This is a genomic window from Candidatus Moraniibacteriota bacterium, assembly GCA_016699385.1.
Classification (GTDB): domain Bacteria; phylum Patescibacteriota; class Minisyncoccia; order Moranbacterales; family UBA1568.
This window is the reverse complement of sequence record CP064974.1, coordinates 298,628-317,338: the sequence shown is the minus strand read 5'-3', so window position 1 is coordinate 317,338 and position 18,711 is coordinate 298,628. Positions and strand designations below refer to the sequence as shown.

General features: G+C 48.2%; 19 protein-coding genes. 6 read left to right on the top strand and 13 right to left on the bottom strand.

Translation table 11 applies throughout. The annotated features are described in order from the left end of the window. Positions 1-43: 43 nt before the first annotated feature. The 3 genes from IPJ67_01490 to IPJ67_01480 all read right to left on the bottom strand — a co-directional run bounded on the left by IPJ67_01490 (position 44) and on the right by IPJ67_01480 (position 1,803). Positions 44-457 (bottom strand): hypothetical protein, encoded by a 414-nt coding sequence (locus IPJ67_01490; GenBank protein QQR77803.1) that lies wholly within the window; start codon positions 455-457, stop codon positions 44-46. A 197-nt stretch (positions 458-654) separates the two neighbouring features. Next, positions 655-1,296, bottom strand: coding sequence for a hypothetical protein (locus IPJ67_01485; GenBank protein QQR77802.1), 642 nt, complete (start codon positions 1,294-1,296; stop codon positions 655-657). Between the two features lie 228 nt (positions 1,297-1,524). After that, positions 1,525-1,803, bottom strand: a complete 279-nt coding sequence (locus IPJ67_01480) for a helix-turn-helix domain-containing protein (GenBank protein ID QQR77801.1) — start codon at positions 1,801-1,803, stop codon at positions 1,525-1,527. A 277-nt stretch (positions 1,804-2,080) separates the two neighbouring features. Here IPJ67_01480 and IPJ67_01475 point away from each other — a divergent pair, with 277 nt between their 5' ends. The 3 genes from IPJ67_01475 (at position 2,081) to IPJ67_01465 (ending at position 5,191) form a co-directional block, all read left to right on the top strand. Further along, positions 2,081-2,824 carry a hypothetical protein gene (locus IPJ67_01475; GenBank protein ID QQR77800.1) on the top strand — a complete coding sequence of 248 codons (744 nt, stop codon included), beginning with the start codon at positions 2,081-2,083 and terminating at the stop codon, positions 2,822-2,824. A 3-nt stretch (positions 2,825-2,827) separates the two neighbouring features. Next, complete coding sequence (locus IPJ67_01470) at positions 2,828-4,543, top strand: methyltransferase domain-containing protein (GenBank protein ID QQR77799.1); 1,716 nt, start codon at positions 2,828-2,830, stop codon at positions 4,541-4,543. A 75-nt stretch (positions 4,544-4,618) separates the two neighbouring features. Continuing rightward, the gene (locus IPJ67_01465; GenBank protein ID QQR77798.1) at positions 4,619-5,191 is read left to right on the top strand and encodes an AAA family ATPase; all 573 of its coding nucleotides are present in this window, start codon (positions 4,619-4,621) and stop codon (positions 5,189-5,191) included. A 210-nt stretch (positions 5,192-5,401) separates the two neighbouring features. Here IPJ67_01465 and hisS read toward each other — a convergent pair whose 3' ends face one another. From hisS to IPJ67_01425, 8 genes are all read right to left on the bottom strand, one after another. After that, positions 5,402-6,754 (bottom strand): histidine--tRNA ligase, encoded by a 1,353-nt coding sequence (gene hisS, locus IPJ67_01460; GenBank protein QQR78026.1) that lies wholly within the window; start codon positions 6,752-6,754, stop codon positions 5,402-5,404. Positions 6,755-6,956: 202 nt separating this feature from the next. Beyond that, positions 6,957-7,523 carry a hypothetical protein gene (locus IPJ67_01455; protein QQR77797.1) on the bottom strand — a complete coding sequence of 189 codons (567 nt, stop codon included), beginning with the start codon at positions 7,521-7,523 and terminating at the stop codon, positions 6,957-6,959. 51 nt (positions 7,524-7,574) lie between these two features. Continuing rightward, a complete protein-coding gene (gene rnc / locus IPJ67_01450; protein ID QQR77796.1) occupies positions 7,575-8,267 on the bottom strand; it encodes a ribonuclease III in 693 nt (230 codons plus the stop codon). Between the two features lie 84 nt (positions 8,268-8,351). Beyond that, complete coding sequence (gene nusB, locus IPJ67_01445; protein ID QQR77795.1) at positions 8,352-8,879, bottom strand: transcription antitermination factor NusB; 528 nt, start codon at positions 8,877-8,879, stop codon at positions 8,352-8,354. Between the two features lie 42 nt (positions 8,880-8,921). Then, complete coding sequence (gene rpmF / locus IPJ67_01440; protein QQR77794.1) at positions 8,922-9,134, bottom strand: 50S ribosomal protein L32; 213 nt, start codon at positions 9,132-9,134, stop codon at positions 8,922-8,924. 38 nt (positions 9,135-9,172) lie between these two features. Continuing rightward, the gene (locus tag IPJ67_01435) at positions 9,173-9,892 is read right to left on the bottom strand and encodes a ribonuclease HII (GenBank protein QQR77793.1); all 720 of its coding nucleotides are present in this window, start codon (positions 9,890-9,892) and stop codon (positions 9,173-9,175) included. 74 nt (positions 9,893-9,966) lie between these two features. Continuing rightward, positions 9,967-11,817, bottom strand: a complete 1,851-nt coding sequence (locus tag IPJ67_01430) for a hypothetical protein (GenBank protein ID QQR77792.1) — start codon at positions 11,815-11,817, stop codon at positions 9,967-9,969. A gap of 58 nt (positions 11,818-11,875) precedes the next feature. Then, positions 11,876-12,385 (bottom strand): hypothetical protein, encoded by a 510-nt coding sequence (locus tag IPJ67_01425; protein ID QQR77791.1) that lies wholly within the window; start codon positions 12,383-12,385, stop codon positions 11,876-11,878. A gap of 235 nt (positions 12,386-12,620) precedes the next feature. On the opposite strand from IPJ67_01425, the gene IPJ67_01420 reads away from it, so the two are divergent. From IPJ67_01420 to IPJ67_01410, 3 genes are all read left to right on the top strand, one after another. Further along, on the top strand, positions 12,621-16,184 hold the full coding sequence (locus IPJ67_01420; GenBank protein ID QQR77790.1) for a DNA polymerase III subunit alpha: 3,564 nt from the start codon (positions 12,621-12,623) through the stop codon (positions 16,182-16,184). Between the two features lie 7 nt (positions 16,185-16,191). After that, positions 16,192-17,142 carry a tRNA (adenosine(37)-N6)-dimethylallyltransferase MiaA gene (gene miaA / locus IPJ67_01415; protein ID QQR77789.1) on the top strand — a complete coding sequence of 317 codons (951 nt, stop codon included), beginning with the start codon at positions 16,192-16,194 and terminating at the stop codon, positions 17,140-17,142. 61 nt (positions 17,143-17,203) lie between these two features. Next, positions 17,204-17,509: a hypothetical protein gene (locus tag IPJ67_01410; GenBank protein QQR77788.1), complete on the top strand. Its 306-nt coding sequence runs from the start codon at positions 17,204-17,206 to the stop codon at positions 17,507-17,509. Positions 17,510-17,617: 108 nt separating this feature from the next. On the opposite strand, the gene IPJ67_01405 is transcribed toward IPJ67_01410, so the two are convergent. Next, positions 17,618-18,094, bottom strand: a complete 477-nt coding sequence (locus IPJ67_01405; protein QQR77787.1) for a hypothetical protein — start codon at positions 18,092-18,094, stop codon at positions 17,618-17,620. A 223-nt stretch (positions 18,095-18,317) separates the two neighbouring features. After that, the gene (locus IPJ67_01400; GenBank protein ID QQR77786.1) at positions 18,318-18,602 is read right to left on the bottom strand and encodes a hypothetical protein; all 285 of its coding nucleotides are present in this window, start codon (positions 18,600-18,602) and stop codon (positions 18,318-18,320) included. Positions 18,603-18,711: the final 109 nt, after the last annotated feature.

The window sequence follows — 18,711 nt, the reverse complement described above, 5'->3', positions numbered from 1 at the left end:
TTTTGAAGATCTTGAAACGTGGCAGTTCGAAAGTCAGCGGAGTTCATGAAGGTTGTTTTACCTTCCAAATTTCTTGGCTCCGATAGGCGTAAAGATAGAGTCCAATAACAAGAGGTAGCCCAAATGCTATGGAAAGCGGTTCAGTAATGTAACACCATGCGCCAAAACAAGAGTCATCCTGATTTACCATGTTTATGATCCTACCAATAAATTCCAAAGCGCTAATAACACTAAGTATCCATACAAACATTTTCCACATCCATAACCAACCAATCGGTTTTCCCCATGCGAAGGCGATAAGACCAATAGGAGGTACGAGTGCCGGAAGAACCAAAAGCAAACCAATAAAAGAATTCACTCGCAACTGTCCGCCAAAAAAAAGAACGCCTGCAATAATTGCAACAACAATTATGCTCGCTATAAGAATACTGTAGATTTTCCAAAATAGATTTTTCATAATCACAACACAAGGAACTGTTACTCCGAAAGCCTCGAAGCTGGGCAGAGGTCACCAGAATAAAACACTGATGATTTCCTTTCCAATTTCGAAAGTTTACTCTACTACGCCTTTTTCTACCTTGTCAATAGTACTTTGTCAAAATTTTCAGAAAAAACATGAAATTTTTTCTACCATTTCTACATGACTCACCATCTTCACGATCCAAACTCATAACCCAGTACCTCGACGTCGCTTGAGAGTTGAATAATTCCATCTCGCATAGTTACGGTCATGCGAAGACCGGTTGGCTGAATCACATCCTTTGATCCATCCGTTGACAAAGTCGCCACCACCGCAGCGATACTTCCTGAGCCACAGGATGTTTCGTAGAAAAACGTATCCGCATCCCGAACCCATACAACTGGGTGAATCGCAATTGCATCACCCATTTCTTCAATCCATACCACGCCGACAGCTTCTCTTCCCGAAAGACCGAAAGCTTCACAGATTTTTCCATGAGCACTTTCGTAATCCTTCGGAAATGGAGCAGGGACAATTACGTGAACAATCCCACCGAGATCCACAATCTTCGCCCGTATGCCGTCGTACTCCGTGACTTTGATTTCCCGAATCATACCGGAGAAAGACGCTGTCACATAATATTTCATATCGTCCCGTATTTTCCCAAGAGGGACGACGAGACATTCCACTGGAGACTTGAGACCAGAAACCGTCATGGTAACACGGCGATCTTCTCGCGGTATCCCCGTTGCCAAAATAGCCGCGGCACGAAGTGCATTCACGCACAGCTCGCCACCAGCCATCTCAAAATGCGGGGTCGTATTATCTGGTTTCACCAGAAACCCTGATTGCTCTGGTTCTATGGAGAGAGCGCATATTCATTAAATGGCGGCCGCGATTGGCGTATTCTTTCCGAGAAAGTGCTTGCGGCACGATCTCAATACTTGTTATGTTGCCGCCTGCGGCGGATATAAAATACTTCGCGCCTACCACAGTTGGTGGCTTTCTTGATGATTTTTTCATAGTGATACTTTATCGTAGTAAAGCGATACGAACAAAAAAAACTAGCGATTCTCTTTTAGCCTCTCCAAAACGAGCCTATATCCGCCCTCGCCCTTTTTGAGCCACTTATGAATTCTGGCAATAGTGGTAGAGCTCATTCCCGTTTCTTTTGAGATGGTGGTATAGATCGTTCCCTCCGCCAACATTCGCGCCACTTTCCATCTTTGACCAAACTCCTCAATTTCTTTTTCAGTGAGCAGGTCCCTAAAAAACTTTTTCGCTTCATCTACATGTTTCAACTTGAGAATAGCCCCGAAGAGGGCTTCCGTATCGTGGTTCATCCATGTATCTTCTTTGTTCCTAGTTTTGCGCATATGCCTCATATAGAGAGTTGACACTTTATCATAATGGAGTATAGTAGGGGATAGAATATATGTCAAGTCCGCCTAAAGACTTTTATATGGGATAGAAGTCTTGACAATAGTATATTCTTGGTGTACATTGTGAAATCGAGTGCATAATGGTTATTTTAGCGATAAATTCAGCATTTTCGGGTATTGGTTCCGCACCTTTTAAGCCAACAGCTTGCCTGTAGCATCTCATTTTTTAAAGGAAACTATGAATTTGCATTGTTACAATTTTGGATGCACTATCGAGGCTCAATCCCTAGGCGAAGCGTGGCTTGGTTTGGTAGAAGCGTGTATCAAAAATGGTGATTTAGAGTACGATGAAAATCTCGCCCGTTTTGCGTTGCATGGAGTACGAGTCATTATCAACAACTACACTCATCCCGACAACGATCCAATCATCCAGAAGTACGCCAATCAAGAATCGATTGCTTCCATGCGAAAGCTCGCCTTTGAGGCTGACACGATGGCGGATTTTGACATCACGCCTTCTTTCCGCACCGGGGCAAAGAGTTACAAAAAACGGCTTGAAGAGGGAAAAATGATTGATTTCGTCGTGCATCGGTTGACGCGTATTCCGGAAAGCAAGAAAGCTGTTATGGTTTTTCCTACCTATGAAGATTACGAGAACGTGAAAAATTCACCCTTCAACGATTACCTTCCTTGTATCGTTTCTCTGCAATTCAGGCTCCACAAGGTGAAGGAGAATGAGTATACTATGAATACGCATTTTTTCATGCGCTCACAAGATGCGTATCAAAAAAATATAAGCGACTTGGTGGTGTTTGCGGACATCACTCATGTGGTAGCAAAGAAACTCGAGCAATCGCTTGGAGTCAATATCAAAACGGGCGTGATGGACGGGTATATCACGGATGCTCATGTCTATAAGAACACATACAATGAGGCTTTTGGTGTTTTGAGCACCTACCTCAATCAATCCGTAGCCGCTTAATGTATGAAGCTGTACTGTATTTCGGAAAATCAGAAAAAGTTGAATCAATATCGGGAACTGCAGAAAACCGTGCCCGCTCATCTTTTTGAAATTGTTCCAAAATCGGCGGAGACGAAAGAAATACAGTCGGTAAACGGAGAGGAAGTGATACTTGAAAAAATGGCGGAGATACGGAAAACGACCATGATGCCCTTCATCGTGGACGATGTCTCTCTCACGGTGGGGTCGGATACGTATCCCGGAGCGCTGATCAAGCATCTTCTCAAAAACAGCACGCTCGCAACACTGCCTCAATTTTTGCCGACCAACACTTCCGTGACCGTAACATGCTTTATCGGATATTTTGACGGCTTTGACTGCCATGTGTTTCGCGGGGAAGTGCGCGGTACGACGCGCTATGAGCATCTTGACTCGAATACTCCGCTCACGCTTGATGTGTTGGTGCAAATCAATCGTGCTTCACTCGGTGCGCTTGGCGTGGAAGAAAATCATCGAGGAAAGGCTTTTGCAAAACTCGTGAAACATATTGAAGAGGTAGAGAAAAATCGAGAAAAACACAATGCTCATGTCGCCAGTCGTTGGGACGGACGAGCTGAAAACTGGCAATCAATACGCGAGGATGAAACTTCATATGTGAATCACGAAAATGGGTATGATCGTTTCGATACCGAGGTACGGCGCATATTGCCGCTTGTGTCGGGATCAGCTTTGGATATTGGTTGCGGGGATGGCGCAGTAACGAGATTGATTGCTGAAAATAGCACCATCTCCGATATTCTCGGCATGGATATTAGTCCTGAAATGGTTCGCGTTGCGACAGAAAAAACAACTGATGCGCGTGTTCGTTTTGAGAGTGGTATTTTTTCGGGCGAAAAGGAGAGATATGGACTGATCACTTCGCGCGGAGTCGTGCTGTCACACATGCACAGGAGCGATATATTGCCGACACTTTCAGTGATGGCGGAATCTCTCACTCCGGACGGCTATCTCGTTTTTGACTATATCAGCAACATTTCCAATAACGATGATGCAGGGAGAATGCAGAAAAATCAACTGGAGAGAGAGTGGCTTAGAGACATTCTCGCGGAACTCGGTTTGGTCACTGTGTCATACAGCGGATCCGATACTCACCGAGTGAGTGTTCTGGTTTTTCACAAACCAACAGCCCGATCTTTATATTTTGCCACGAGTAGTGCCACGAAGGTGTTGGAATTGCAAAGCAAATGCACAGAGCATACGCTTCATTTGGCGAATGTCGATATTACCGAAATAAAACACGATGATATTATTGAGATTGCAAAAGATAAAGCGAGAAAGAGTTATAGCATTCTCAAACACCCTGTTATCGTTACCGATGGAGGGATATTTATCAATGCTCTGAATGGTTTTCCGGGAGCGAACTCCAAACAAGCAGCTACATGTCTTGGTCCTGAAAAAATACTCGCTCTTTTGGATGGCGAGGATGACAGAACGGCTCTGCGTCGAAACTGTATGGTGTTTTATGATGGTAAAGAGTATAAGGTTTGTATCGCCGAGGTACCGCTTTGTATTAGCAAAATTTTGACCGAAAGCGAATATCACGCGTATCCTTTAGACACTATTCTTGTGCCGGTGCACGCCCAAAATTCTCAAAAACTGACCTACAAACAAATGCCGGTACATGAACGAGTGCTGTTTACGGAATTGCCGTTTTTTGAAAAATTTATTGCCACCTTGTAGGTCGGATTCTTTCTTGAGGGTAACCGATACCGCTACAATCATGTAGCAGTATCATTGCCCTGAAGGAGGTTTTTCGTGAACAAGAAGGTTGCCGTTTGTGTTTTTGGTGTAAATGGAGTTGGTAAATCCGCTCTCTTGGAAGCGTTATTGGAAATGCACCCGAGCATGATCGTGGTGCGAGGGAGTACAGTTTTGAAAGAAACATTGAGCGTAGCTTCGTACGAAGCACTCGAATCAACACCCGCCACTGTAAAAAAGCGAGCGATTATCGAGGGCATAGCCGCCGTCATCGAAAGCACTACCAGTCTTGTTACAATTGTGGACACACATTTGGTAGTGCCGATTCGTATGTCTGGAGAACTAGCGATTGAGGATATGTGGGATGATGCGATGCTCCAGCTCTTTCGCGGGTTTGTGTACGTTAACGCCCATCCGTCAGTGATTGCCGAGCGACGACGAATGAATGGCGAGCGACTCTTGCGCATTATGAATGCTGTCCCGCAACTCTGCGCTGAGGATCTTCAGCTCAATGCTGTACGGTGGGACGAACTGTCTGCCAAAATGGCAAACAAGATGGTGGTGATGAACGATCAGTCAGTTCTGGTGGGTGCACGGAAAATCCTTCGCTTTATCCAGAATCTGCTGTGAATGATGGAAAACCCGAAGCTGCTTGTTGGCGAATGCTACACAAGCAGTTTTATTTTTACCGGATTTCTCATATCTTGGTGCATTTGATCGGGATAAAGAGACTCTCAAGGATTTGAAAAACCATAGAGATAGAAAAGAAAAAAGACGCTTCCAAAATTGAAAATCGTCCGAAGAAGCCAACTGCTCAACATAGATAAAACAAAATCTTCCTTACGTCTTGTTTCCAAGAACGCAAGAAACTTCTTGAACAAGCTCCGCTCGGGAAACCGATGTCTGCACACCAGTGCCAAGATTCTTCACGACGACGGTGTCGCTCTCAAATTCCTCACTCCCAGCAATAATCGCGACTCGAAACCCCTTCTTTGAGGCATACCCAAGCTGTGCGCCCATTTTCTTGAACTCAAGGTACGTTTCCGCCCCAATACCCGTCAATCGAAGTTCCGCCGCCATCTCCATGTAGTCCTTCATTCTCTGTCCATCCATACTCGTCACGAGAACCGGAGCAGGAGAACAAGGCTGTGCAGTGAGCACCTTTTCCTGAAGAAGCCGTGAGAGCAGTCGAGAGAGTCCGATGGAAATACCGACACCTGGCAACTTTCGGCTGGTGAAGTAGCTTGCCAAATTCTCATACCGTCCGCCAGAGCATACGCTTCCCACATTCGGATGATCGAGAAGAATCGTCTCATAGACCGTTCCCGTGTAGTAGTCCAAACCGCGGACAATCGAGAGATCAGCACAGAAAGATTCTTCCGGAACACCAAGCGCCAGCACCCCTTCGAGGACAGTGTTGAGTTCCTGAACACCCTCAAGATAGAGAGACTCAGAACATCCAAGACTTTCAAGCTCTCGCAAAGCCGAACTCGCAGTGAACTTTCGCCCGACAAGCGTGAGCACCTTTCGTGCCAGCTCTTCCGAGATACCCAGCTCCTTCAGACTCGCGATACAACGATCGATGCCCAATTTTTCGAGATCGTCCAGAATGTGCATGACAGCAGTGAAGTCTTCCTCTACCACACCGATCCATGAAAGCAATCCTTGGACTATCTTCCGATTGTTGATCCTGATCATGAACGGACCGACGCCCATCTCGGAAAATATCTGGTATATCACTGCCGGCATTTCCGCGTCAGTGAGGAGGTTCAGTGTCTCATCACCGATGACATCGATATCGCACTGGTAAAATTCCCGGAACCTTCCGGATTGAGGACGTTCGCCTCGCCAGACCTTTTGAATCTGGTAGCGGCGGAATGGGAAAACAAGCTCTCGCTGGTACTGGGCGACATAGCGCGCGAGAGGAACTGTGAGATCGAAGTGAAGCGCCAAATCTTTGGTGTCATCACCCGTTCCGGCGTCTCGCAAGCGACCGAGAGTGTAGATTTCCTTTTCATTCCCGCCCTTTGCTGTCAATACTTCACGCAACTCAACAGCTGGAGTCTCTATCGGAACAAAACCGAAAGACTCATAGTGCTTTCGGATGATATTCAAGAGACGGTTTTCCAGAATCTTCACCTCGGGAAGCCACTCGGGAAATCCACTAATCGATCTCGGAGCGACTACATTCACATCAGGAGTCTTTTTCTTCATAGATGGAATCTCGCAGAGTAAAGCCTCTTACATATAAGAGGACTGAAACAGAAACAGTCCTTTTTTTCAAAGTACTGAAAGAACATGCGCATATTGCCAAAAAGTAGATATGCTCTTTGGCTATTTATTGGCATCACACAGAATGGTTCCTGTCAATCACTCTCGAAATCACCATATTCGTCTAATTCATCTCATTCATTTGTATTGAGTCACTCTTTCCGCTCGAATCCTCCATAGGAGCTTCATTCATAGTATCTCCGGATTCCTCATCTTCTACAGCGGATTCATCTGGAGTCATCGATTCTTCCGGGACAACTCCCGGACCAACACAGGTCTCGCCTTCGGGCACTGTTTCATCGGAACAAAAAGTCTCGGTGCAATCTACTTCTCCTGACCGACAAGACAAATCAGCACAAAGCGGTGAGTCAAGCGATCCGGAAGCACATGCTTCCGGAAAAGCAAACGCCTTCCGCTCAACGGTTTTGTAGTACGATGTCTCTATCAGCGTGTCGCCCTCGGCACAGATTTGATCTTCTGTGTCACATATATCTCGCGCAAAACACGCTTCCGTCTCCGGAGAGCACGCCGTCTCTATATCAACCAGATAGTTCTTCGCAATAAACACTCGGTAGAATGTCGCAAACACCGAAAGAAAGACCGCCAGAAAGAATACCCAAAAAAACCATCGCGACTGAAATTTCTCTTGTTTTTCTGTTTCCATGGTATTTGTATCACGTATCCCTTTCACAAAACTTTCCTAAAGTATAGCAAAAATTGAAACAAAACGGAAGATGAGACACTACCAGCCTTTCTTCTTGAGCGCGTTTTTGGCGGCTTCACGCTGAGCTTCCTGCTTTGAATTTCCCGTTCCTTCGGCGACCAGGTCGTCGCCCACATAGGCACCGGCAGTGAAGCACTTGTCATGATCGGGACCAGACTCGGAAAGCACGCGATAGGAAGGCGTCATGCCGAGACGCGTCTGCGCCTGTTCCTGAAAATCGCTCTTTGGATCGGCATAGAGCTTCTGTTCAAAAACTTCCGGCAAATGACTTACAATGACACGAAGAATGAAATCCTTCGAGGCGTCATACCCCTGGTCGAGATACAGTGCGCCGATAATAGCCTCCATAGCATTGGCAATCAAATACTGACGCGATCGTCCCGTATCCTTCGACTCGCCCCGGCTCATTATAAGGAAAGGCTCTATACCAATCTCGGCGCCCACGCGTGCGAGCATTTCACCGTTTACCAAGGCGGCTCGCCAGCTGGTGAGCTCTCCTTCGGGATTGGGATAGTGATGAAAGAGATACTCCGTCACGATGAGCTCCAAAACAGCGTCACCCAGAAATTCCAGCCGTTCATTGTGATCGAATGGATAATTCCGATGCTCATTGATATACGAACGGTGCGTAAAAGCGGTCTGAAGGTACTCTGTATTGCGAAATTCCACACCCAATACACGAGAGACTTCTTTACTCTCAAATTCTTTCATACGAAAACCACTTCCCAAGAAAAGCGCGACATTCTTGAAAACTCTGGGAGAATGCCCAGCTTATGCCGGGAAGAACATTACGATTTAATCATCCGAATCAATTGGCTCCGTCTTCATATCTCCCGGGCGTTCTTCGAGCTCCTTCAGTTTCAGTGCGGCGCGACGCTTCTCGCTCGAGTCGTCTTTCATTGGCTCACCCATCTCACGATAAATCGTCCCCAAGACGCCATTGATAAACCGCGGAGAACTGTCACTGCCAAAGGTCTTGGAAAGCTCGATGGCTTCATTAATCGCCACCTTTGGGGGCACTTCATCGTAGTTGCCATAGAGCAACTCAAAAATACCGAGCCGCAATACATTGCGATCGATAACCGTCACCTGGTCAAGTGGCCACTCGGGCGCACACTTCTCAATAAGCTGATCGATAACCTTGCGATGCGCGAGTGTCCCCTCGACGAGGACGCGCGTAAACGAGGCGTCCTCGAGTCCCGGAGCGAATTCTTCGAGATTTCGACGTGCAATGTCAGCCATCTCCGCATCGCCGCTCTTTCGGAAATCCCACTCAAAAAGCGCTTGCATTGCCACCGATCGTTGAAGGTGCCGATTCGCCATATTTCAAAAAACAACCAAAGTATAGAGCTGACCCAAGAAAGGCTATTTCTTCTCTTTCTTTGCTGGTGTTTCCACCTGCTTCATGGTATTCACATACTCCCGATCCTTGTAGAAACCGCATTTTGGACACACGCGATGTGCCAAAATACTCGATCCACATTTCAGGCACAGAACACCGTTCTTGACTGACTTCACATAGCGGACACGTCCGCGCGCCTGTCGCGCCTTGGAATGCCTCTGTTTCGGTACTGACATAGGATATTCTCAATGGAAAACACTTGTCCCCAAGTCTATCAGCTTTCTTTATTTCTGGCAAATTCCCGAGACAACTCAGCGACGGGAGCAAAAGAATGCCTGTGAATCGGGCAGGGACCAAGCCGTCGAATCGCCTCGACGTGCGCCGCTGTCCCATAGCCCTTGTGTCGTGCAAATCCATACTCGAGATACTCACTATCGTACTTATGCATCATTCGGTCGCGAGTCACCTTGGCAACAATAGACGCTGCCGCAATAGAAACCGACCGAGCATCCCCTTTTACCATCGCCTCCTGAGGAAAAGTGAGTTCTGGAATCTCTCGATTGCCATCAACAAGCATGTGCATTGTTTTTGTTTCTTGTTTTTCTTTTGTTGCACGCTTTCCAGCGAGCACTGCAATCGCCTCTCGCATGGCGAGAAATGTCGCCTGAAGAATATTCACCCGATCAATAGTCCGAGCATCAACAATGCCGACACCGATTTCGAAATGATCAATTATCCACTGATACACTTCCTCGCGCTGATCCTCCGAGAGTGTTTTTGAATCACGGATGAGTCGAGTATATCGGTCTTCTCCTACAGGAAACACAAGCGGAGTCAATCGATACCATGCCGCCGCCGCGACAACTGGCCCAGCCAAGGGTCCCCTCCCCGCCTCATCCACCCCGACTGCGATTCGATCCTGTACTGCCACCGATTGTTCATATTCGAATGTCGGAAACATGAGAGATATCTTTTTCTTCATATTATCTAGCATAGCGCATTGCCACTCAAACCGAAAACCGCTCCCCAAACCAGGAAGCGGTTTCGCTCTCATATTCTTCGCCTTTTCTACGGCGCTACTTCTTTCCAATGCTGGTCACAAACCTTGGTGCCAGAGCATCCGTTTGGAACACATCCCGACCCAGTGCCCGTGTAGCTACTTCCTACACAAGCATTTGGATTATCACAGGTACATGTTGGCGGCGCAGCAAATGATGCTGACACATTTTTTGGGGAGTTCATAACCACCGTACAGGTACCCGTTCCGGTACAATCTCCACTCCAGCCAGTAAATGTTGACCCAAGAGTAGCAGTTGCTGTGAGAACAACCGAGGTGCCGGTCGAATATGATTCAGTCGCATCGCCCGGATAACTTATTCCAGCAGGCACACTCGTTATCGTTCCTGTCCCCGATCCAGACTTCGATACGGTAAGCAATTGACCACTCGCAGCGGCACACTTCGAGCTGTCCCATGTCCCCGATGCGCAGGTACCACTTACCGAAGTCGTTGCCAATACCGTTGCCCCATCTCGAGCCTGCACAGTATTTGCTCCGTAGGTGATAGCAAAAGGAGAATTATTTCCGGAAGAAGCCGTTGTATACTGAATGCTTCTCGTCGCATTAAATACATTTGGCGAAGTAGCTCCAGAAATAGTCCAGGTAAATGTCCCATCACATGTGCTTGCTCCTAACGGAATGGAGCATCCGCTTCCAGAAATCGTTGCCGAAGGGCTCGCTACCACTCCATTCACCGTCACCGCGCTAAAACTTGGCAAACCGATGTACAACGCTTGAATATTCGCCAGTGATGTCGAAGCAGGACTTCCTGCCGTCACCACACCCTTCGTTCCGGATATGTTCCCTACTGTTGCAACGGACGGAACTGAAGATGACCACGCTGCACTCGGAGTGACCATTGAATACCCTGTTGTCGAACACGATGGGATACTCGCAAGATTTGCCCAGTATCGCGCTTCGAGCTGTTGTGTTTGTGTCGGATTCAGAGTAACCGCAGCAGGACAAACCTTGAGGCGAGGAGTTGGACAAACCATCGTCCCATACCCACACGAACCTCCACATCCATCACTGCCGAGGTAATGCGTCGTGCAATATGACGCCGGATTTAGAGAACAACTTGGCGTACATGACACTGTCTTACTTGCACTGCAGGCTGTTCCGGTACAACTCCAGCTCCAGGGGCCCGAACCGGAAACAGCACTCGAGACACCGGCACTACAGCGTTCCGCTACAGTCGATGGAGCTGTTGCGCGTGTTGTTCCGTTAGCAGTTCCACAAATACCAGGGGAAAGATTCGCACTGCAAGAAGCTGTGCCACAATTCCATGTCCATCCATTCCAATAGGAACCAGAGTAACGGAAGGCGAAATTCGTCTGCGTTGTGTTGACACAACGGTCAGCCGAAGGAGGTCCTGAGGTTGGATATGTTTTCCCATTTGCCGTGCCACAGGTGATAGCAGGGGCAGCATCTCGACTTGCGGAGCATGTCACTGTTGGAGATGAGCTATTGAAACATGACCACGTGACTGTCTTCCCTGGCGCAGGAAATGGAACCGCTCCATTTCCTACAGTGGGAGATGAACCTGATACACAAAGATTACTGGGAGAATATGCTGTATCTGTATACGCATAGTTTTTTGCCGCTGAACTACACGCTGCATTCGTACCACCTCCGCCAGAACCTGGACACTCAGGAAAGATGCACATTGGGAGGGTTCTCCCAAGCACTGTTCCATCGGGACAAAGCTTCGCATCCTTACAACAAGAAGTATAACCAAGAATTCCACCACCAGCTCCACAAGGAGCATCACTCGCATAAACAGCCGATGCTGATGAAAAAAAGAGTGAGAACGCCCATGCTATTCCCAAGAAAACTCCTATCGGAATGATGAGAAATTTCATAGTACGAATAAATTTGAAATTAATACGCATAGTTCTAATCCAATTCTATCACTGTAAACTATTCTTTCCCCACCTTCTCCCCAATAACATACGCGTCTTCCGTTGGGTTCGCCTGTGACGTCACTGTCACGGTATCCCCTACTTTGAAGGATTCGGAGAATCCTTCTTTCGTATCTCGTTCGGAAAGAAAGAAGCGATAGAGTTTGTCGGGGGCCGGATAGAGCAGAGAATCAATGATTGGACTCACTTTGAGATCAAGCTCCATGCCTTTCACATCTTTTTGCTCGGGTACAGCACGAACACCTAGTACCTCTCCGGTGACAGAGATATGATTTTGTTCATCTCGCTTCCATCCCATGAGGACTTCTTCGGTCATGACTTCAGAGGGAGGAACATCTTTCACATCGTCTTTGGACATATTCGGAGAGTTTGAAAGAGAACTATCCTTATCCATTTCTCGATTAAACCCGCGGAGAGCAAAAGCAACCGCGAGTATCATGGCGATAGCAAGTGCAACAAGAGACCAAAACAAAACTTTGTTTGATCCTGAGGAAGACTGAAATGGCATGACGTTTTTGTTTTACTGATTATGCATTTGTTTCGAAAGGAAACAAATGAAAGAAGATACTGTGAGAAGTATAGCATGGAAACTTCTTGTGGGGGAAATTCTGTCAAGACTTCCCTCTCTTCTTCGGGTACGGTAAGATTCCTATACATCAAAAGTTTCGATTTCTCTTTCGTTTCCAGGAACCCGCTAAAAAACAACCTCTCCTGCTTTCCTCATAGACTCTAATAGATTCACAATGCCTTTCGCTCACCTCCACGTCCATTCGCACTACAGCCTCCTCACGGCGCCCGCCAAGATCGATGCACTCCTTGATCGCGCCCAGGAACTCGGCATGACCGCGCTTGCCATCACCGACTACACAGCGCTCTACGGCGCCGTCGAGCTCTCGATCAAAGCAAAGGAGCGACATATGAAACCAATTATCGGTGCGGAGATTTATGTGACGGCAAATATGCACAGCCGTGTCTCCATCGAAGATCGACGCCGTTCCAATCTCGTACTCCTTGCCGAGACGCAGACCGGCTATCAAAACCTGATGGAAATCATCTCCGAGTCACATATCGAGGGCTTCTACTACAAAGCACGCGTCGACAAGGATCTCTTGCGGAAATATCATGAAGGGCTCATCGCCCTCTCTGGATCAGTGACCGGCGAAGTACCCTCTCTCATCATTGCAGGAAGCGAAGAACGCGCACGCGAAGCCGCCCTCGGCTACGAAGATATTTTTGGCAAAGGCAATTTCTTCCTCGAACTTCAACCTCACAGTGACTACGAAAACCAAATCATTGCCAATGCTGGTCTCGTTCAAATATCTCGAGAAACGGGTATCCCGCTCGTCGCCGCGAGTGACGTACACTATGTTCGCCCCGAAGATAGCGATTTGCAAGATATTCTCCTCTGCATTCGCGATAACAAAAAAGTAACCGACGAGAACCGCTTCTCACTTCGCCACCTCGACCTCTCACTCCGCTCACCCGAAGACATGGCAACATTCTTCAAAGATATTCCTGAGGCGATTGAAAATGCTGGGAAAATTGCCGACCGCTGCAATGTCACTATCAAACTTGGAGAAACACAACTCCCCCACTTCGATGTGCCAGACAACAAATCGCCCGAAGTCTATCTGCGCGAACTCTGCGAAATGGGACTCACCAAGCATTTTGGCACCGACATTACCGATGAGCATCGCACGCGTATGGAGTACGAGCTCGGCGTTATCGAGAAAACCGGATTCGCTTCCTACTTCTTAATTGTTCAAGACTTTGTCAATTGGGCAAAGCGCGAGGGCATCGTCGTGGGACCCGGCAGAGGAAGCGCTGCCGGAAGTTTCGTTGCCTATCTGACCGGCATTACCAACATGGACCCGATCAAATATCATTTGCTCTTTGAGAGATTCCTCAATCCAGAGCGCATTTCCATGCCCGATGTCGACATGGACTTCGCCGACAATCGCCGCGACAACGTTCTCAACTACGTGCGGAAGAAATATGGAAACGACCATGTCGCACAAATCATCACTTTTGGAACCATGGCAGCACGCGCCGCGATTCGCGATACGGGTCGAGCTCTCGGACTTTCCTATAGTCTCTGCGACACAGTTGCCAAACTCATTCCACAGTTTCATTCAATGGAGAAAGCGCTTCAAGAGGCTCCCGACTTCAAAGCGCTCTACGAGAGCAACTCTGACGCAAAGCGACTCATCGACGCCGCCAAAAAACTCGAAGGACTCGCAAGACACGCGTCCATGCATGCCTGTGGCGTCGTCATCACCAAGAATCCCGTCACCAAATATACTCCCATCCAGAATATCTCCGGATCAAAAGAAGGCATTGTCACACAATATTCCTCTTCTACTAAGTCGAGCTACATCGAAAAAATTGGTCTCCTCAAAGTAGACTTCCTCGGCCTCAAAAACCTCACCATCATCCAGGACACTATCCGTATTTTGAAAGCGCTCGGCAAACTCGATGCTCTTGCCGAGAAGCTTGGGCTCGATCCGGAGCACGCTTCAACCGCCGACATCATGGACAAACTCCCGCTCGACGACGAAGCGACGTTCTCCCTTCTTCAGAAAGCGCATACGACCGGCGTATTCCAGCTCGAATCAAACGGCATGAAGCGCTATCTCAAACAGTTGAAGCCAACCATCCTCGAAGACATCATCGCCATGGTCGCCCTCTACCGACCCGGTCCTATGGACTGGATTCCCGACTTTATCGCCGGCAAGCACGGCACAAAAACCGTCCAATACCTCCACCCAAAACTCGAACCCATACTTGGCACAAGCTACGGCGTCGCTGTCTACCAGGAACAGGTCATGCGCATCGCACAAGACCTCGCCGGATTCACGCTCGGCGAAGCAGATGTGCTCCGAAAAGCGATGGGGAAAAAGATTCTCGAGCTCATTCAAGAGCAGAAAATAAAATTCATCGATGGATGTATCAAACAAGGTATCGCAAAAACCATCGCTGAAAAAGTCTTTGCGTTTATCGAACCCTTCGCCGGCTACGGCTTCAACCGCTCCCACGCGGCTTGCTATGGACTGATCGGCTACCAAACCGCCTATCTCAAAGCGCATTATCCAGCGGAATTTATGGCAGCGCTCCTCACGAGCGACCAAAGCAATTCCGATCGCGTCTCGATCGAAGTCGCCGAGACACGCGACATGGGTATAGAAGTATTACCACCATCAGTCAATGAAAGCTTCGAGGAATTCGCCGTTATTCGTGGCGACGATGGCATCGAACGCATCCGCTTCGGACTCAATGCCGTGAAAAACGTCGGCGCAACCGTCACCGAAGAAATCGTCCGCGAACGAAAAGCGCACGGAAAGTTCAAAGACCTCACTGACTTTATCGAGCGCGTTCGCACCAAAGACCTCAACAAGAAGTCCATCGAAGCGCTCGCCAAGGTGGGTGGACTCGACGCTTTCGGCGAACGCAAGAGCCTCCTCGAAAGCATCGACGCCATACTAATCTACTCAAAGAACAGCGAACGAACCAAAACAACGCACTCGATGAGCCTCTTTCGTGACATGCCCATCGAGAAAGGCGCTATCCGACTCGCCCCCGTCGCCGTCGCCACCAAGCACGAGAAACTCCAGTGGGAAAAAGAGCTCCTCGGACTTTATGTGAGCGACCATCCGGCAAGTGACTACCAAGAATATCTCGCAGAAGTCGCAACCCCCGTTCACGAAGTTGAGAAACGTCCCGAAGGCGAAGTCACTCAAGTGGGCGGTGTCATCTCCGCACTCCGCAAGGCATATACGAAAGACCAAAAAACCATGTTCTTCGCCACCATCGAAGACACAACTGGACGTATCGAAGCGGTCGTCTTCCCACGCATCGCCGAGCAAACCGAAAGCCTCTGGGTCGCCGAGCAAATGGTCATGGTGACTGGCAAGATTTCTCTCAAAGATGGCTCGCCCAAAATCATGGTCGAGCGCGCCGAACGCCTCTCACTAAGAGACATAGAAACCTGGCAACGCGCCCTCCTCACGCGAAAAAAGTACGGACAGCAAGCAGAAATAGTAACCGAGAAAAAAGAGTCATCAGATACCGAGACAGCAGGAAAAGAAAACGCGCCATCACCAGGAAAAATCACGGTCCGTCTCGATGACACCGCAACCGAGAAAACACTCGAACGCCTCGTCGAAACACTCAAGACTCTCCCATCCGGAAATTCAAAAATCTCCGTCCACCTCCGAGGACGAACGATAGAAACCGCCTTCACCATCGAACCAACACCGGAAGCGCTTGAAACTCTCAAGAACAGCATTCCGAATATCGGCGTAGAATAGATAAAATATGTCTAACTCTTCAAAAATCATCGTCATTCTCGGACCTACCTCATCGGGCAAGTCTTCACTTGCGATTGAGATAGCGAAGAAATGGAATGGCGAAATCATCTCTGCCGATAGTCGGCAGGTGTATCGCGGGATGGATATCGGGACAGGCAAGGTGACACAAGAAGAACAAGCGCAAGTGCGACACTGGCTTCTTGATATCGCCGATCCAAATGACGACTACAATGTCTCGCACTTCATCCGCGATGCGCACATGGCATTCAAAGACATCGTTGGTCGAAACAAACTCCCGATACTCTGTGGTGGCACGGGATTTTGGATTCAAGCACTCATCGAAAACCACAAGCTTCCCAACATTTCACCCGACCCTGCACTCCGCGAAGCGCTCGCCATGAAAACAAGAGAAGAGCTCTTCGAAATGCTCGAGCAGCTCAATCCGGAACGTGCAGAAACAATAGATCGAAACAATCCGCGACGACTCGTTCGCGCCATAGAAATCGCACAAAACCAAGATAAGGAATCAAGTATAAGAAATACCGTACCAAAAATTCCGCCTTCGCCATTCCCTATTCCACATTCTCTCCTTATTGCCCTCTGCCCACCGAAAGACATTCTTGATGCGCGCATACAGACCCGCCTCGAAGCGCGGTTCAACCAAGGGATGATTGCCGAGGTCGAGCAACTCCACAGTAGAGGCGTCTCATGGGAGCGTCTCGATGCCTTCGGACTCGAGTACCGCTGGATCTCGCGATTCCTCCGCAAGATACTCTCTCTCAACGAGATGAAAGAGCGACTGTTCTTCGACAGCATTCACTACGCCAAACGCCAAATAACCTGGATTCGCAGATGGCAACGCCAAGGCGCCTCACTCCACAGTGTCGAAACACCAGAAGAGGCATTTCAAGAAACAAACGAGTTTATGAAAAAAACGACATTTGACAATACAAGATGAACCCTCTAGCGTACAGACAGTTCCTTCGTACTTCCCAATAATACACTCAAGAAGGTGCATCATGACCAAATGCATAATAGTGGTAATATTTCCTCTCTTCGTAACACTCTCGATGTTTATCGCTCATCCAGTACATGCAGATCCACTGTTCCGCAATCAGCCGTTAGAAAATTCCCTCCCCAGTCTTCTGGGAAACGTACCGGAAAGTTCATCAATGCCCTACAAAGAAATAGATTTCGGAGGACTGAGAATAACCGCATACACAAATAGTCGTCCTTCACTTTCCATTCCTGTCGGGGAAGCAACACTGTCCGTAAAAGCATCGCGATCGAGTGTCGGCGCTTTCGTCAAGATTCCCTTCGAATAATGACTTTGACCTCGAAAGGAACAAAAAAATCAGCTCGGCATACCGCGGTATGTCCGAGCTTTGTTTTTTATGTGCTCCAAAAATTTCCCCAAACGTTCACGTACTCATTCAGCGGCGATATTCCCCATTCTCCGAAAGCATCATGTCTTGCAAGAGCGCGAAGGGAACCTTCACGCAACCCACAAATTCGCGTATGACCGGAAGGAGACGAGATGCCTTCCTCCGCGAACAAGTCGGGAACAGATCCATTTTACCTGTCATAAGCTGAATCAATGGCCACAAGAGGAAGTCTCTCCCATCAATTCCCATGCCGGGATATGTCTTGCGTATTTCCCACATATACCTCCGAAATGGCTCGAGGGATACGCCGACAATTTGTCCCTCATTACTCCGAAGAACCGAGAAGTGATATCCAAGAGAATCAAGGACATACCTACAATCCCTCGTTTGATATGTCAGACAGTCTATCTCGGGATGCCACCATACGCCCGGCTGAAACTCGAACAATGGCGCACCTTCGGATATTTCAGCAAACAATGTTTCCCAATCCAAAGGGAACGCGCGCACTTCACACAAAGAACTCATACAGGACACCTCCGAAATCTATACATTCAACTTCTTCATTGAGGGAAGAGGGAAATCTTCATCACGCACTTCCCACAGCGTTCCCGGATTTTTGGGAGTCGCTCTCCCCTTTGCAGAGCCTGGAGAGCGAGAAAGAAATCTCCAGCCATCACGAATCCCATACATTCAAGAATGGGCACTCCGCAATTCATACACGTTCGTTCATATTCGTTCATAACTGTGGTCACAAGGCATGATTCATCATTATTTGACCATAGACAATCATATCCAAGAGATTTCGAACCTTCCTTCCTTCAATCGACGCCGACGCCATACGGAGAAATACTCTTCTCGCTTCATCATCACTAGGACGATGAACCGTAGGTGCCGGAAAACTTGCTGAAACATTACATATTCCAGCACTACAGCAGGGCGCTCCGCAATCAAGGGCAATCTCTCGCAAATCGGGGTAAAGACACGGATTTCCGATATTTCTCTCCGCCGGACACAGACCATACGCCTCACACATCACGCACCTCCTGAAGCAGAGACAAAGGAATGAGCATTCCTAAAACAAACCGACAAATCACCTACGACACCTTCAAAAACCCTCAATCCAAACGGTAAATTGTTAAGAT